Origin of the sequence: Oerskovia enterophila, from assembly GCF_044748475.1 — a bacterium.
GTDB classification, from domain to species: domain Bacteria; phylum Actinomycetota; class Actinomycetes; order Actinomycetales; family Cellulomonadaceae; genus Oerskovia; species Oerskovia enterophila.
Genome location: NZ_JBIVFZ010000004.1, coordinates 51,599 through 66,338 on the forward strand (window position 1 = coordinate 51,599; position 14,740 = coordinate 66,338).

Here is a 14,740-nt window from a genome sequence, read left to right on the forward strand (position 1 = left end):
ACGACCGGATCTGTCAGTCAGGGCACGACGGTCCGCCGGCGCAGGCAGGCTCACGCCGGCCCCGGCACCACCGACCCACTCGGTTCCACCGGCACCACCAGCCGACTCGGCCCCTTCGGCACCGCACCGTCGAGCACCCGCAGCACCGCCCGCACCGCCTCCCGGCCGGCCCGGTTCGCCCCGATCGTCGACGCGCTCGGCCCGTACCCGACGAGCTGGACGCGGGGGTCGGCGACCACGGTCGGCCCGTCCATGACGATCCCGCCGCCCGGCCCGCGCAGCCCCAACGGCCCGAGGTGGTCGAGCGCGGCCCGGAAGCCCGTGGCCCACAGGATCACGTCCGCGCCCTGGTGCGTCACGCCGTCGGGACGGACTCCCGGGTCCCACGCGACGCCGTCGGGCACCACGCGCGAGAACATGGGCAGGCGCCGCAGGACGCCCGAGGCGATCCCCGCCTCGTACACAGGCGTGAGCGGCAGGCCCGTGACGGACACGACGCTCTCCGGCGCGAGGCCCGCGCGCGTGCGCTCGTCGACGAGCGCGACCGCGTCTCGCCCCCGGTTCTCGTCGAACGGACCGCCGACCCACACGGGCTCGCGGCGCGTGACCCACGTGGTCGAGGCCGCGTGCGGCGCGATCTGGAGCAGGAACTGCGTCGCGGACGCACCGCCGCCGACCACGACCACGCGCCGGCCCGCGAAGTCCTCGGCCGCACCGAAGTCGTGCGTGTGCAGCTGCCTGCCCGCGAAGGACTCGCGCCCCGGGTACCAGGGCCAGAACGGCTTGGTCCACGTCCCGGTCGCGTTCACGAGCGTCCGGGCGCGCCAGGTCACGGGCCCGTCGGGCGTGGTCGCCTCGACCAGCAGCGCGCCCGACCCGGGGTCGTCGCGCACCTCGCGCACGCCGACGGGCCGCAGCACGCGCAGGTCGTTGACCTGCTCGTACGCCCCGAAGTACCGCCCGACGGCGGTGCTCGCGCTCTCGCGCGGGTCGCCCGGGTCCAGGGCCAGGCCGGGCAGGTCGTGCACCGCGTGCGTCTGCGCCATGGTGAGCGACGGCCAGCGGAACTGCCACGCACCACCCGGCGCGGGCGCCCCGTCGAGCACCACGAAGGTGCGCTGGTCCCCCGGGGAGGCTCCGTCGTCGGGCCCGGCCGACGGGATCCCGTCGAGGCCGAGCGGCACGAAGCCCCGCCGCCGCAGGTGGTACGCGGCCGAGAGCCCGGCCTGCCCCGCGCCCACCACGAGGACGTCGACGTCGACGGGCTGGGCCGCCGGCGACGACTGCACGCGCTGGGACTGCTCGACGGGCTGAGGCTGCTCGAAAAGCAGTGCCGGAAGTGCCGGTGCGGACGAGGTGCTCACACCCGTACCAACCGCGCGGGCCGCGGGACTCATCCGGCCCGTGACCGTGACGCGCCGCACAGCGCGGCGGCGGGCGTGGGGACACGTCGTGAACGTCCGTGAACGTCCCGTGCACCTTGGCGGCCACCTGGGCGTTCGCCCGGTGGAACCTGTGCGCGGCGGGCACCCTGGGAGGGTGAGCCCGTTCCACGTCCTTCCCGGCGCAGCCCTGCCGGGTGCGTCCTTGCTGGCCGACGCAGCCCCGTTGCCCGAGCCCGACACCGCCCCGACCCTGCCGCCCGCCGTGCTGCGCGAGCTCGCGGGACGCAGCGACTGGGTGTCGTCCTGGTGGACGGCCGGGCTGCTCGCGGCCGCAGCGGTCCTGGTCGCCGCGCTCGTCGTGTGGGACCGGCGACGTCGGGCGTCGCGCAGCGCCGTCGGCACCGAGGACAGCGGCGGCAGCGCGGACGCCGGTCGCGGTGACAGCGCGAGGCCCGGCCGCCGCGGCGCGTGGCGCGCCTGGGTCGGGACGGTCGCGTCAGGGCTCCTCGTGGTCCTGTCCGTGACGGTCGCGGTCAACGCGTACGCGGGCTACGTCCCCAACGCTGCGGCGTTCCGCACCACGATGGCGGGCTGGGGGATCGTCGACCCACCGCCGAGCCATCGTGACAAGCCCTCGGAGCGCGCGGGCACGTCGGCGGCGGGATCCGTGACCTCGACGCCGCTGCCGGCCCCGGACCTGCGCATGGCCGACGGCACCACGTGGGTCTACACGCCGCCGGGCTTCGACCCGTCGGCCCCGACCCGCTACCCCGTCGTCTACCTGTTCCACGGCAGCCCCGGCCAACCGAGCGACTGGTTCGCGGCGGCCGACAGCGCCAACGTCATGGACACGCTGCTCGAGGCGCAGCTCGTCCAGCCCATGATCCTCGTCGCGGTCGACGTCAACGGGACCGGCCCCTCACCGCGCGACACCGAGTGCCTGGACTCGACGACGGGCGGCGCGCAGGTCGAGACCTACGTGACCGACATCGTGATCCCGTGGGTCGACAAGAGCTTCCCGACGGTCCCGGACCGGGACCACCGTGCGATCGGCGGGGCGTCGTCGGGCGGGTTCTGCGCGCTCAACCTGGGCCTGCGCCACCTCGACACGTTCAGCGCGATCATGGCCCTCGAGCCCTACGGTGACCCGGGCGACGGCGGGCGCGCGATGCTCGCGACGCAGGAGGAGCTCGACGCGAACTCGCCCAGCCACTACCTCCCGACCATGGACTTCACCGCGCCCGTCGCGGTCTTCCTCGACGGCGGGACCGAGGCCCCGCGGTTCGACCGCGAGGCCAACCGCCGGCTCGCCGCCGCGCTCACCGCACGGGGTCAGACCGTCGGGCTGCGCGAGGAGCCCGGCCAGGGACACACGTGGGCCATGGTCCATGCGGGCCTGCCGTACGGGCTGGAGTTCGTCTCGGAGCACCTCGCGCAGCCGTGAGCGACGGACCTGATAAGTCGTCAGAACCAGCACGGGGTACAGCCCGCCCTGGTTCTGACGACTGAGTCGGTGACCCTGCGCCCGTCGTGATGGGATGGAGCCATGCACTCCCCCCTCGAGATCGGCCCGCTCGACCCGGCCACCGCGGACGAGGTCCGCGCCCTGTCCACCGCCGCGCACGAGTCCGACGGCGTCGCTCCCCTCTCCGAGCAGCCGCTCCTGCGCCTCGGCGTCGACGACGAGGACCTCACGCACGTCGTCACGTACGACGACGCGGGAACCGTCACGGGGTACGCGCAGATCGACCGCGGGGGCGACGTCGCGAGCGCCGAGCTCGTGGTGCACCCGGCCGCGCGCCGCCGCCGGACCGGCCGCATGCTGCTGCGCACCGCGCAGCGCGACGCGACCCTGCCCGCCCGCTCGGGCGAGCCGGGCCAGCACGGCCGCACGCTGCACGTGTGGGCGCACGGCGACCTGCCCGCGGCGCGCGCGTTCGCGGCCGACGCGGGGCTCGTCGTGGTGCGCGAGCTGTGGAAGATGGGCCTCGACCTGCGCTCCGGCACGTGGGAGCGCCCCGAGGTCCCCGCGGGCCTGCGGCTGCGCACGTTCCGCCCCGGGCCCGACGACGCAGCGTGGCTCCGCGTCAACGCGCGCGCGTTCGCTCATCACCCCGAGCAGGGCCGCCTGACCCAGGCCGACCTCGACGCCCGCGTCGCCGAGGACTGGTTCGACCCCGAGGGCTTCTTCCTGCTCGAGCGCGAGGACGGCTCGCTCGCAGGGTTCCTGTGGACCAAGGTGCCGACGGACCCGTCCGTGTCACCTGCCGGGGCGACGCGCGAGGGCGAGATCTACGTCGTCGGCGTCGACCCCGACGCCCAGGGCCAGGGACTCGGGAAGGTGCTGACCGCCGTCGGGCTCGCGCACCTCGCGGGCCAGGGCCTCGAACGCGCGGTCCTCTACGTCGACGGCGACAACGCCGCCGCGACCCGCACCTACCTCGGAGCGGGCTTCGGCAAGGACACCGTGGACGTGCAGTACGGCCCGCCGACTGTGCATCCCGTCACCCAAAGTTCACCGAGTGATGCCACCATGAAGCCATGACCGACTCCACCGTCCGTCCCAGCGTCCGGACCCCCGCGCGCCCGGACCAGCAGCCGGAGGCTCCTCGCGACGCCCGTCCCCGGCCCGCCCTCGACCCCGAGCTCGCGGCGCACATCGCCGAGCACATCGCCGAGGAGGAGCCCGTCACCGGGACCGTCGACCTGGAGGTGCTCAGTGCCGAGCCCCTGCCCGCGGACCGCTTCGCCGACCGCGAGCTGAGCTGGCTCGCGTTCAACCAGCGCGTGCTCGAGCTCGCCGAGGACGACAACCAGCCCCTGCTGGAGCGCGTGCGCTACCTCGCGATCTTCGCGTCGAACCTCGACGAGTTCTTCATGGTCCGGGTCGCCGGCCTCAAGCGACGCATCGCGACCGGGCTCGCCGTCACGGCCGCCTCCGGGCTCACCCCGCGCCAGGTGCTCGACGCGATCAGCGAGCGCGCGCACGAGCTCATGGCCCGCCACGCCGCGGTGTTCGCCGACCAGGTGCAGCCCGCGCTCGCGACCGAGGGCATCTCGCTGCTGCGCTGGGAGGAGCTCGACACGCGCGAGCAGGAGCGCCTGCACAAGTTCTTCCGCAAGCAGATCTTCCCCGTGCTCACGCCCCTGGCCGTGGACCCCGCGCACCCCTTCCCGTACATCTCGGGGCTCTCGCTCAACCTCGCGGTCGTCGTGGTCAACCCGACGACGGGCAAGGAGCACTTCGCGCGCGTCAAGGTGCCGCCGCTGCTGCCGCGCTTCATCGCGGTCGACTCGCGGGGCCGCCCGTCCGCACCCAGCACGCAGGCCGCAGACCCCGACAAGGGCCCCACGTCGTTCGTGCCGCTCGAGGACGTCATCTCCCAGCACCTCGACCACCTCTTCCCGGGCATGGAGGTGCGCGAGCACCACACGTTCCGCGTGACCCGCAACGAGGACGTCGAGGTCGAGGAGGACGACGCCGAGAACCTCCTCCAGGCCATGGAGAAGGAGCTGCTGCGTCGGCGGTTCGGGCCGCCCGTGCGCCTCGAGATCGCGGACGGGATCAGCCCCCGCATCCGCCAGCTGCTCGTGCGCGAGCTCGACGTCGCGGACGACGAGGTCTACAAGCTGCCCGCGCCGCTCGACTTCACGGGCCTCAACCTCATCGCCGACCTGGACCGCGCCGACCTGCACTACCCGCGGTTCGTGCCGACCACGCACCGCTTCCTCGCCGAGGTGGAGAGCGCCAACCCGACCGACGTGTTCGCGGCGATCCGCGAGCGCGACATCCTGCTGCACCACCCGTACGACTCGTTCTCGACCTCGGTCCAGACGTTCCTCCAGCAGGCCGCCGCGGACCCCAACGTGCTCGCGATCAAGCAGACGCTGTACCGGACGTCGGGCGACTCGCCGATCGTCGACGCCCTGATCGACGCGGCCGAGGCCGGCAAGCAGGTCCTCGCGCTCGTCGAGATCAAGGCACGCTTCGACGAGCAGGCCAACATCTCCTGGGCGCGCAAGCTCGAGCAGGCGGGCGTGCACGTCGTGTACGGGATCGTCGGCCTCAAGACGCACTGCAAGCTCTCGCTCGTGGTCCGCCAGGAGCCCGAGGGGCTCGTGCGCTACTGCCACGTCGGCACGGGCAACTACAACCCCAAGACCGCGCGCCTCTACACGGACCTCGGGCTGCTGACCGCGGACCCCGAGGTCGGCCAGGACCTCACGCGCCTGTTCAACCAGCTGAGCGGCTACGCGCCCCAGTCGAGGTTCCACCGCCTGCTCGTCGCGCCCCGCTCGGTGCGCTCGGGCCTCGTCGAACGGATCGAGCGCGAGGCCGTCGCGGCCCACGAAGGCCGCGAGGCGTGGGTCAAGTTCAAGGTCAACTCGGTCGTCGACGAGACCATCATCGACGCCCTCTACCGGGCATCGCAGGCAGGCGTGAAGGTCGACCTCGTGGTCCGCGGGATCTGCGCGATCCGCCCCGGGGTGCCGGGGCTCAGCGAGAACATCCGGGTGCGGTCCATCCTGGGACGGTTCCTCGAGCACTCGCGCATCTTCGCGTTCGCCAACTCGGGCGGCCCGGCCATCGCCGACGGTCCCGAGTCCGGCCCCGAGGTCTTCATCGGGTCGGCCGACCTCATGCACCGCAACCTTGACCGGCGCGTGGAGACGCTCGTGCGCCTCGTCGACCCCGACCAGATCACGAACCTGCTCGACCTCATCGACATCTCGATGGACAGCGGCACCGCGTCGTGGCACCTGCAGGCGGACGGGACCTGGGTGCGGCACGCGACCGGACCCGAGGGCCCGTTGACCGACATCCAGTCCACCCTCATCACCCGACAACGCCGTCGTCTGGGCATGGGTCAATGAGCTCTCCGTCCTCGTTCGCTCCGCTCGTGGACACCCTCGGTCCCACCCACGTCCCGCACGCCCCCGTGATCGAGTCGGCCGGCGGGCTCGTGTGGCGCGTGCGCGACGGCGAGCTGCAGGTGCGGCTCGTGCACCGGCCCCGCTACGACGACTGGTCATGGCCCAAGGGCAAGCTCGACCCGGGCGAGACGTTCCAGACCGCAGCCGTGCGCGAGGTGGCCGAGGAGACCGGCAAGCCCGTGATCCTCGGTGTCCCGCTGCCCGGCCTGCAGTACCTGACCCCCGAGGGCCGGGTGAAGCGCGTGCACTACTGGGCCGCGCAGCAGGCCAAGCGTGTGCGCGACGCCGGACCGCTCGCCGCGCGCGCCCCCGTGCCTCCCGTGTCGCCCGACGAGATCGACGCGACCGAGTGGCTCGGTGTCGAGGAGGCTGCGCGCCGCGTGACGCGCAAGGCCGACCGCGGGCCGCTCGCCGCCCTCGTCGAGGAGTACACGCACGGTCGCCTCTCGACCCGCGTGGTCGTGATCGCCCGGCACGGCAAGGCCGTGACCCGGGCCGCGTGGCACGGGGCCGAGCAGGACCGGCCGCTCACGCCCGCGGGCCACGCGCAGTCCGTCGCGCTGGTCCCGGTGCTGGCCGCCTACGGGGTCAACACCGTGGTCACGAGCCGGTGGGACCGGTGCGCGCAGACGATCGCGCCCTACGCGCAGGCGGCGGGGCTCGAGACGATCTCGATCGACCACCTGTCCGAGGCCCAGCACGAGCGGTCTCCCTCGCGCGTCGCCCGCACGGTGCGGGAGCTGCTCGAGTCCGAGCGGTCGACCGTGCTCTGCACGCACAGGCCCGTGCTACCCACGGTGCTCGACGTCCTGGGACAGCACTCGCGCCGCCCCGTGGCGAACGCCCTGCCGACCCGGGACCCGTTCCTGGAGCCGGGCGAGATGCTCGTGGCGCACGTCGCGGACACGCCCAAGGGTCCGAGGGTCCTCGCGGCGGAGAAGGTCGCGCCGCCGCTGCACTGAGGCGGGCCGGTGGTGGTGAGCTCGGTCTCCGTGTCGAAGCCTGGAGGACCTGGGGCGTGGGCTCGCTCTGACGCCTCGGGACTTGGGGCTCGGGGACCCGGGGGATCGGGGGATCGGGGGCTCATCGATTCGAAGGCGCAGGCGCTCGGGGGCTCAGTGGGCTGGGCTGGCTGGACTCGGAGGCTGGGGTCGAGACCCAAGCACCTGTGACAGCCACCGCTTTGTTGTCAGAACTGAGCCGCGCTATACCCCGGGGAAACTCTGACAACTCTCGCCGAGGGGCAGAGCAACCAAACACCCCTGGCTCACCCGCTCCCGTGGTCAGAACTGAGCCGGGCCATACCCCGGGCGAGTTCTGACAACCGGTAGCGGCGACAGCGCACCATCCGACGGCGTGCACCGCCCACTCCCAGCGTCCTCTGTCCACAGACGACGGTGGCCCTCCGACGCCCGACGTCGCGGACGCCAAGAATCCCCGGCATGAGCGGAACGTCGGACGCGTTGGAGTCAGTCCCGGGCCTGCACCGGATCAACCACTACCAGGAAGGAGTGGTGACCCGGACGCAGCTGCGAGGGCTGGGCGTCTCCTGGGAGCACGTGAGCGCACAGCTGGCGGCGAGACGATGGACGCTCGCAACCCGCGACGTCGTCCTGCTTCACAACGGGCCGGTCACCGAGCCGGCCCGGCGGTGGATCGCGGTGCTGAGCGCACAGGGGACGGTCGCCATCGGCTCGTGGTCCGCACTGTCGATGCGCGGGCTGACGGGCTGGACTCGGCCGGGGATCCACATCGTCGTCGCTCGTGGGGCGCGGCCCCCACGCGTCCCCGCCGTCGTCGTCCACGAGTCTCGCCGTCCGGCGCCCGAGGACATCCGCCCGTTCCTCGGCCTCCCCGTCCACACAGCACAGCGTGCTGCGGTCGACGCAGCCGCGTGGCAGCGCCACCCACGCACCGCTGTCGGACTGCTCGCCGCCACGGTGCAGCAAGGGCTGGCCACGACCGACGAGCTCTTCGAACAGCTCGATCGGGTGGGTGCCGTCCGCTTCCGGAGCATCATGCGCACCTCGCTCGTCGACATCGCCGGCGGCTCGCAGTCCTTGGCCGAGATCGACTTCATCAGGTTCTGCCGCGAACGCGACCTGCCCGCCCCTGAACGACAGGCACTACGCAAGGACTCGCAGGGACGCCAGCGCTACCTCGACGCCGAGTGGCGGCTCCGCGACGGGCGTCGGTTGGTCGTCGAGGTCGACGGGATCGGCCACAGCGACCCGGACCGTTGGTACGAGGACCTGCTGCGCACGGCCGAGCTCGACGCGAGCAGGCGGGACATCGTCGTCCGGGTCCCCGCTGGCGCCGTCCGGCTGGAGCCGGACCGGGTCTACGACATCCTCCGGCACCATCTCGGGCCGGCAGCGCAGGAGACTTCCGCGTAGTTGTCAGAAGCTCACCGGGGTATCCCCCGGCTCAGTTCTGACAACCAAGCAGTGCAACGTCGGTCAGGCCCCATCACCAACAAAGCTGTCAGAAGCACACCCGGGTATCCCCCGGCTCAGTTCTGACAACTGATCCCCCCGGATAGAGCAGGACCAGCGTGACCTCACGGTCACGCTGGTCCTGGCGACGCGCACGGGCGAGGCGGAGCCTCAGAGCAGGATCGGCGACAGGATCCAGTACATGATCGCGGCCACGAGCGCGGCTGCCGGGATGGTCAGGACCCACGCGATGCCGATGTTCTTGGCGACGCCCCAGCGCACCGCGGACAGGCGCTTGGTCGCGCCGACGCCCATGATCGCGGACGTGATGGTGTGCGTCGTGGAGACCGGCGCGTGCAGCGCGAACGCGTTGACGTAGAGCACGATCGCGGAGACTGACTCGGCGACGAAACCGCGCGCCGGGTCGAGCTCGATGATCTTGCGACCCAGGGTCCGCATGATGCGCCAGCCACCCGAGTACGTCCCGGCCGAGATCGCGGCCGCGGCGGCGAGCTTGACCCACAGCGGGATGCCCTCGTCGGGGCTGGCCCAGCCGACGGTCAGGAGAGCCATGAAGATGACACCCATGGTCTTCTGCGCGTCCTGCAGGCCGTGGCCCAGGGCCATGGCCGCGGCCGAGACGGTCTGCGCGAGGCGGAAGCGGCGCGTCGTCTTGGAGGGGGCCGCGCGGCGGAACGCCCACAGCAGACCGACCATGACGATGAACGCGAGGCCGAAGCCGACGATCGGGGAGAAGATCATCGGCAGGACGACCTTGTCGACGATCGAGGCGCCGTAGATCGCGAGACCGCCCGCGAGGCCGGCGCCCACGAGGCCACCGATCAGCGCGTGCGTCGAGGACGACGGCAGCCCGAACCACCACGTGATGAGGTTCCAGACGATGGCCCCGACCAGGGCGCACAGCACCACGACCAGGGCGGTGTGCGACGGCACGTCCTGGAGGTCGACGATCGAGGTCGCGATGGTCTCTGCGACCTCGGTCCCGAGCAGGGCTCCGGTGAAGTTCATGACCGCGGCCATGAGCAGAGCAGCGCGCGGGGTGAGCGCGCGCGTCGAGACGGATGTCGCGATCGCGTTGGCCGCGTCGTGGAATCCGTTCGTGTAGTCGAAGCTCAGCGCGAGCGCGACGACGAGGACGACAAGAGCGAATTCCACGGAGCTCAGGACTCCTTGAGCGCGATGGTCTCGACGGTGTTCGCGACCTTCTCGAACGCGTCGGCGGCCTGCTCGAGGATCTCGACGACCTCCTTGAGCTTGATGAGGAGGATCGGGTCGGCGACGTTGTCGAAGAGCTCGGCGAGGAGCTTGCGGTGGATCTTGTCGGCCTGGTTCTCGAGGCGGTTGACCTCGACCCAGTACTCGGCGAGGTCGTTGAGCGAGCGCAGGCGCGGCATGGCCTCTGCGGTCAGCTCGGCGGCGCGCTGGAGGACCTGGACCTGCTCGGAGACGCGCGCGGGCAGCTCGTCGATCTTGTACAGGACGATGAGGTCCGCGGCCTCCTCCATGTAGTCCATGCAGTCGTCGAGCGCCGAGGCGAGGCCGTAGATGTCGTCGCGGTCGAACGGCGTGACGAACGTCTGGTTGAGGCGTCGCATGATCGTGTGCGTCGCGTCGTCAGCCAGGTGCTCGGTCTCTGCCAGCTTCTTGGCGAGCTCCTTGCGGGTGGGCCGGTCTGCGCCGAGCAGCTCGGCGAGAAGGTTTGCCCCGGTGACCAGGTGCTGCGCGGAGTCAGCGAGAAGGTCGAAGAACGAGGTATCGCGCGGGGTGAGGCGCAAGCGCACGGGAGGCTCCGGAAGGGCTGGACGCTGGTGGGGTTTTCACAGGCGAGATGACGACCGCTCAGAGCGATCGCCACCCGGATGTCACAGGTGTTCTGTTGGAAGGTGACGCTGTGGTGAGGAGCGCTCGAGGTGCGCGTTAACGCATCCCTAACGCCCGTCAAATGTAACCGAACTGTCGCCTGAACGTTCAATCGCTCGGGCGGCCTGACGGCAGCCCCCAGGAGCCCTGTCAAGGCAGGGCGAGAGGGTGCTCACGTCGTGGTGGGGGGCGACGCCGGGCCGGGAGCGCCTGTCGGCGCGAAGGCCGCTCGAAGCGGCTGATGTTGGAGCCCGGGGCTACCGCGACCCGACGTCGTCGTTCATCCTACGCCCGCTCGGCCGAAGCCTCCCAACCGGCTGGTGACGGCACCGCGCGAGCCCCGTCGCACCGCCCGCGGAGCGTCCGGGCGAAGCCTCGGCGGCCTCGCGAGCACGCGCGACGGTCGCCCCGCCGCACCGCCCGCGCGCCCGACGTCGCAGCGTCAGTCGAGCCTGTCGGCCCGCCAGAGCGCGGCGGCATGCTCGAGCTCCTCGGCCGTGCGCAGCAGCGACGAGGCGCCGCGCGTCATGCGCAGCGCGGAGCCCGGGTCGGCGACCTCACGCGTGTCGGCGTCGAACGCGGCGCCCGTGGCGAGGATGCGGCAGAACGCGGCGGCTCGTTCGAGGGCCACGGCGAGGTCGCCCGCGAACACGCCCGAGAGCACGGCGTCGGCGAGCTCGCGCACGTCCTGAGGCCCGGGCGGGCTCGCGACGCCGGCGACGACCTCCTGGACGGGGGCCGCGTCGACGCCGAGCCGGTAGCGCAGGGTCACCGTCTCGGGGTCGCGACGCACCCACTCGCGCAGGACGTACAGGCGCCAGAGCGCGCCGGGCAGGGTCGCGGGGGCCGAGTCGGCCCAGAGACCCGAGACGACGTCCAGCCCTTCGGTCTCGACGAGGCGGATGAGCCGGTCGACGACCTCGGGGTCCTCGGACGCGCGGGCGCCGTGCACGATCGCGGCGGCGGTCGTGTGGGCGATCTGGTCGCGCAGCGCGGGATCGATCTCCCCGGGCAGCTCCTCGGCGTCGCGCGGGTCGAGCATCGCGGGGCGGCGCGGGCGGTGGGTGGGGGTCGGTTGTTCGCTCACCTCTCGATCGTACGCACGGGGCCCGACGGCGGGGCTCGCGCACGTGCGCACGTCGCCACGACGGCGCCCACCACGCCCCCAAAAGATGCCCCCTGCAACTATTGCCCTCAGCAACCACCACGGAGTATCGTTGCTTGCAGCAACTAAGGAGCCCTCTCGCGTGTCCCTCTCCACCAGCCCGTCGCTCGACGCCCCCCTCGACGACGCAGCACCCCCCACCACCTCCCCGACCTCGCCCCTCGACGTCCCCGTCATGGAGCTCACGGTCGCGCTCGAGGAGCTCAACCGCGCCCAGCGCGAGGTCTCGGCCCGCCTGTCGCGCGAGCTCGACTTCCCCCGGGCCTCGCTCGGAGCGCTCCGGCTGCTCCAGCGCTGCGGCCCGCTCCAGGTCACCGAGCTCGCGCACCACCTGCGGGTCGACCTGTCGGTCGCGAGCCGCCAGGTGACGCACCTCGTCGAGGCGGGCCTCGTCGAGCGCACCGCCTGCGACGACGACCGCCGCGCCCGCAGCGTGACCCTCACGCCCGCGGGCCACGCCAAGGTCGAGGAGACGTTCGACCTGCTCATGAGGCGCACGGCCGAGACCTTCGTGGGCTGGACGCCCGAGGACCTCCGGGAGGCGATCCGTCACCTGGAGCGCCTCACCGACGCGCTCTCGCGCACCTGACCACTCCCCCGGGCGACCTGCCCACCCGGCCCGACCTCCGCCGTCGGGCCTTGCCACGACGTTTCGACGAAGAAGCACGACCTATGAATGTGAGACCTGTATGAGCGCAACCACCACCATGACCCGGAAGCAGGTGCTGGAGTCGTTGTCCGGCATCCTGCTCGGGATGTTCGTCTCGATCCTCGCGACCTCCGTGGTCTCGAGCTCGCTCCCCAAGATCATCAGCGACCTCGAGGGGTCGCAGTCGTCGTTCACCTGGGTCGTCACCGCGACCCTGCTGACGACCACCATCTCCACGCCCATCTGGGGCAAGCTCGCCGACCTGACGAACCGCAAGGTCCTCATCCAGGTCGCGCTGATCATCTCCGTGGTCGCGGCCGCCCTCGCGGGGCTGTCGCAGAACGTCGGCACGCTCATCGCGTTCCGCGCCCTCCAGGGCATCGGCGCCGGTGGCCTCATGGCCCTGGCCATGGTCCTCATCTCGGACATCATCTCGCCGCGCGAGCGCGGCAAGTACATGGGCCTCATGGGCGCGATCATGGCCGTGAGCCAGATCGGCGGGCCTCTCCTCGGCGGTGTCCTCACGGACACCGTGAGCTGGCGCCTCAACTTCTTCGTGGGCCTGCCGTTCGCGATCGCCGCGATCGTCGTGCTCCAGCGCACGCTGCACCTGCCGCCCATCCCCCGCCGCATCGTCACGATCGACTACTGGGGCGCGCTGCTCATCAGCGTGGGGGTCTCGACCCTGCTGCTGTGGGTCACGTTCGCGGGCAACAACTTCGAGTGGGTCTCGTGGCAGAGCGCCGTCATGGTCGTCGGCTCGGTCCTCGCGCTGGTCGCGGCCGTCCTGGTCGAGAAGAGCGCGGTCGAGCCCATCATCCCGCTGCACCTGTTCAAGAACCGCACGTTCGTCCTCGCGGTCCTCGCGAGCGTCGCGGTCGGCGTCGCGATGTTCGGCACCGCGGTCTTCCTCAGCCAGTACATGCAGGTCGCGCGCGGCAAGACCGCGACCGAGTCCGGGCTGCTGACCATCCCGATGATCGTCGGGACCTTCGTCGCCTCGACGCTCATCGGCCAGCTCATCACGCGCACCGGACGCTACAAGTCGTTCATGGTCGCGGGCGGCGTGTTCCTCGTCGCGTCGCTGTTCGCGCTGTCGACGATCGACTACCACACGAGCTTCGTGCTCATCAGCGTGTACCTGTTCTTCCTTGGCGCGAGCATGGGCATGCTCATGCAGAACCTCGTGCTCGCGGTCCAGAACACCCTGGACGTCTCCGAGATGGGCGCGGGCACCTCGACCGTCGCGTTCTTCCGCACCCTGGGCGGCGCGATCGGCGTCTCGGTCCTGGGCGCGGTCCTCGCGAGCAAGGTCACGACCTCGATCCAGGACGGCCTGGCCAAGATGGGCGTGCCGACCGACGCGACGGGCGGCACCGTGCCCGACGTCAGCACCCTGCCCGCCCCCATGCGTGACCTCGTCGAGCGTTCGTACGGCGACGGGATCGCGGACATCTTCCTCGTGGCAGTGCCGCTCGCGGTCATCGGTCTGGTCTGCGTGCTGTTCCTCAAGGAGGTGCCTCTCGGCACCAAGTCGGGGCTCGACGAGCGCCTCGAGCGTGAGCTCGCGGCCGGTCTGCCGGACCTGACCGACGAGATCGAGCAGGAGCACGAGGGCGACTTCGACGCCGAGCAGGCGGTCCTCGCGGGGGCCCGCGACGGCGCCACGGCCGGGGGCAGCGCCTCGCGCTGACCGCCCACCTGCCGGAACTCACCCGGGGCCGTCGTGGATGCTTGTTCCACGGCGGCCCCGCTGCACGCCATGATGGGGCCGTGACCTCGCCCTCGCCGACCGACCAGCCGGAGCCGACTGTGTCCTCAACGCCCACCCCCTCTCCCAGCGACGAGTCGCCCCTGTTCGCGCTCGAGCGCGAGCTGCGCGTCCTGACCCGCCGCGCGGGGTCGTCCGCGAACGCGATGGCCAAGCGCATCCACCCCGACCTCGACGCGAGCGCGTACCCGCTGCTCGCGCACATCGCCGTGAACCCGGGCGTCCGGGGGTCGGACCTCGCGCAGCAGTTCGGCGTGGGGCGCGCGACCATCTCGCGCCAGCTCGCCCGGCTCGAGTCCGTGGGGATGGTGTGCCGCGAGGTGGACCCCGACGACTCCCGCGGCCAGATCATCACCCTCACCGAGGAGGGCGCGACGCTGCTGCGGACGACGCACGAGCGCCGCGTCGACTCGATCTCGCAGGCGCTGAGCGACTGGTCCCCCGACGACGTCGCGGCCCTCGCGGGCCTGCTGCACCGCTATTCGGAGGACGTCGTGCGCTGGCAGGCGACGCGCTGAG

General features: G+C 72.0%; 12 protein-coding genes. 8 read left to right on the forward strand and 4 right to left on the reverse strand.

Annotated features, from left to right (window positions below; all coding sequences use genetic code 11):
• Window positions 1-50: 50 nt before the first annotated feature.
• On the reverse strand, window positions 51-1,364 hold the full coding sequence (locus tag ACIPWA_RS13260) for an NAD(P)-binding domain-containing protein (protein WP_400290835.1): 1,314 nt from the start codon (window positions 1,362-1,364) through the stop codon (window positions 51-53).
• 175 nt (window positions 1,365-1,539) lie between these two features.
• Between ACIPWA_RS13260 and ACIPWA_RS13265 the strand changes: the two genes are divergently transcribed.
• From ACIPWA_RS13265 to ACIPWA_RS13285, 5 genes are all read left to right on the forward strand, one after another.
• A complete protein-coding gene (locus ACIPWA_RS13265) occupies window positions 1,540-2,829 on the forward strand; it encodes an alpha/beta hydrolase (RefSeq protein WP_400290837.1) in 1,290 nt (429 codons plus the stop codon).
• Window positions 2,830-2,931: 102 nt separating this feature from the next.
• Window positions 2,932-3,930, forward strand: coding sequence for a mycothiol synthase (mshD, locus tag ACIPWA_RS13270; protein WP_400290839.1), 999 nt, complete (start codon window positions 2,932-2,934; stop codon window positions 3,928-3,930).
• Window positions 3,927-6,260: an RNA degradosome polyphosphate kinase gene (locus ACIPWA_RS13275; RefSeq protein WP_400290842.1), complete on the forward strand. Its 2,334-nt coding sequence runs from the start codon at window positions 3,927-3,929 to the stop codon at window positions 6,258-6,260. Before mshD ends, ACIPWA_RS13275 begins: the two co-directional genes overlap by 4 nt.
• Complete coding sequence (locus ACIPWA_RS13280; RefSeq protein WP_082618328.1) at window positions 6,257-7,282, forward strand: NUDIX hydrolase; 1,026 nt, start codon at window positions 6,257-6,259, stop codon at window positions 7,280-7,282. Before ACIPWA_RS13275 ends, ACIPWA_RS13280 begins: the two co-directional genes overlap by 4 nt.
• Before the next feature lie 480 nt (window positions 7,283-7,762).
• Window positions 7,763-8,716, forward strand: coding sequence for a hypothetical protein (locus ACIPWA_RS13285; RefSeq protein WP_400290845.1), 954 nt, complete (start codon window positions 7,763-7,765; stop codon window positions 8,714-8,716).
• Window positions 8,717-8,926: 210 nt separating this feature from the next.
• Here the strand turns inward: ACIPWA_RS13285 and ACIPWA_RS13290 are convergent, their stop codons facing one another.
• The 3 genes from ACIPWA_RS13290 to ACIPWA_RS13300 all read right to left on the reverse strand — a co-directional run bounded on the left by ACIPWA_RS13290 (window position 8,927) and on the right by ACIPWA_RS13300 (window position 11,678).
• On the reverse strand, window positions 8,927-9,931 hold the full coding sequence (locus ACIPWA_RS13290) for an inorganic phosphate transporter (RefSeq protein WP_056649191.1): 1,005 nt from the start codon (window positions 9,929-9,931) through the stop codon (window positions 8,927-8,929).
• Window positions 9,932-9,936: 5 nt separating this feature from the next.
• The gene (locus ACIPWA_RS13295) at window positions 9,937-10,557 is read right to left on the reverse strand and encodes a DUF47 domain-containing protein (RefSeq protein ID WP_056649187.1); all 621 of its coding nucleotides are present in this window, start codon (window positions 10,555-10,557) and stop codon (window positions 9,937-9,939) included.
• Between the two features lie 521 nt (window positions 10,558-11,078).
• Window positions 11,079-11,678 (reverse strand): hypothetical protein, encoded by a 600-nt coding sequence (locus tag ACIPWA_RS13300; protein ID WP_056649184.1) that lies wholly within the window; start codon window positions 11,676-11,678, stop codon window positions 11,079-11,081.
• Between the two features lie 205 nt (window positions 11,679-11,883).
• On the opposite strand from ACIPWA_RS13300, the gene ACIPWA_RS13305 reads away from it, so the two are divergent.
• The 3 genes from ACIPWA_RS13305 to ACIPWA_RS13315 all read left to right on the forward strand — a co-directional run bounded on the left by ACIPWA_RS13305 (window position 11,884) and on the right by ACIPWA_RS13315 (window position 14,739).
• The gene (locus ACIPWA_RS13305) at window positions 11,884-12,390 is read left to right on the forward strand and encodes a MarR family winged helix-turn-helix transcriptional regulator (protein WP_056649178.1); all 507 of its coding nucleotides are present in this window, start codon (window positions 11,884-11,886) and stop codon (window positions 12,388-12,390) included.
• A 100-nt stretch (window positions 12,391-12,490) separates the two neighbouring features.
• A complete protein-coding gene (locus ACIPWA_RS13310; protein WP_082608759.1) occupies window positions 12,491-14,143 on the forward strand; it encodes an MDR family MFS transporter in 1,653 nt (550 codons plus the stop codon).
• Between the two features lie 119 nt (window positions 14,144-14,262).
• Complete coding sequence (locus ACIPWA_RS13315) at window positions 14,263-14,739, forward strand: MarR family winged helix-turn-helix transcriptional regulator (RefSeq protein ID WP_056649879.1); 477 nt, start codon at window positions 14,263-14,265, stop codon at window positions 14,737-14,739.
• The last annotated feature ends 1 nt before the right edge of the window (window position 14,740 follow it).

Coding starts and splice junctions, on each gene's coding strand:
- mshD (WP_400290839.1), top strand. CDS start 2,932: ATGCACTCCCCCCTCGAGATCGGCCCGCTCGACCCGGCCACCGCGGAC.
- ACIPWA_RS13275 (WP_400290842.1), top strand. CDS start 3,927: ATGACCGACTCCACCGTCCGTCCCAGCGTCCGGACCCCCGCGCGCCCG.
- ACIPWA_RS13280 (WP_082618328.1), top strand. CDS start 6,257: ATGAGCTCTCCGTCCTCGTTCGCTCCGCTCGTGGACACCCTCGGTCCC.
- ACIPWA_RS13285 (WP_400290845.1), top strand. CDS start 7,763: ATGAGCGGAACGTCGGACGCGTTGGAGTCAGTCCCGGGCCTGCACCGG.
- ACIPWA_RS13300 (WP_056649184.1), bottom strand. CDS start 11,678: ATGCTCGACCCGCGCGACGCCGAGGAGCTGCCCGGGGAGATCGATCCC.
- ACIPWA_RS13310 (WP_082608759.1), top strand. CDS start 12,491: ATGAGCGCAACCACCACCATGACCCGGAAGCAGGTGCTGGAGTCGTTG.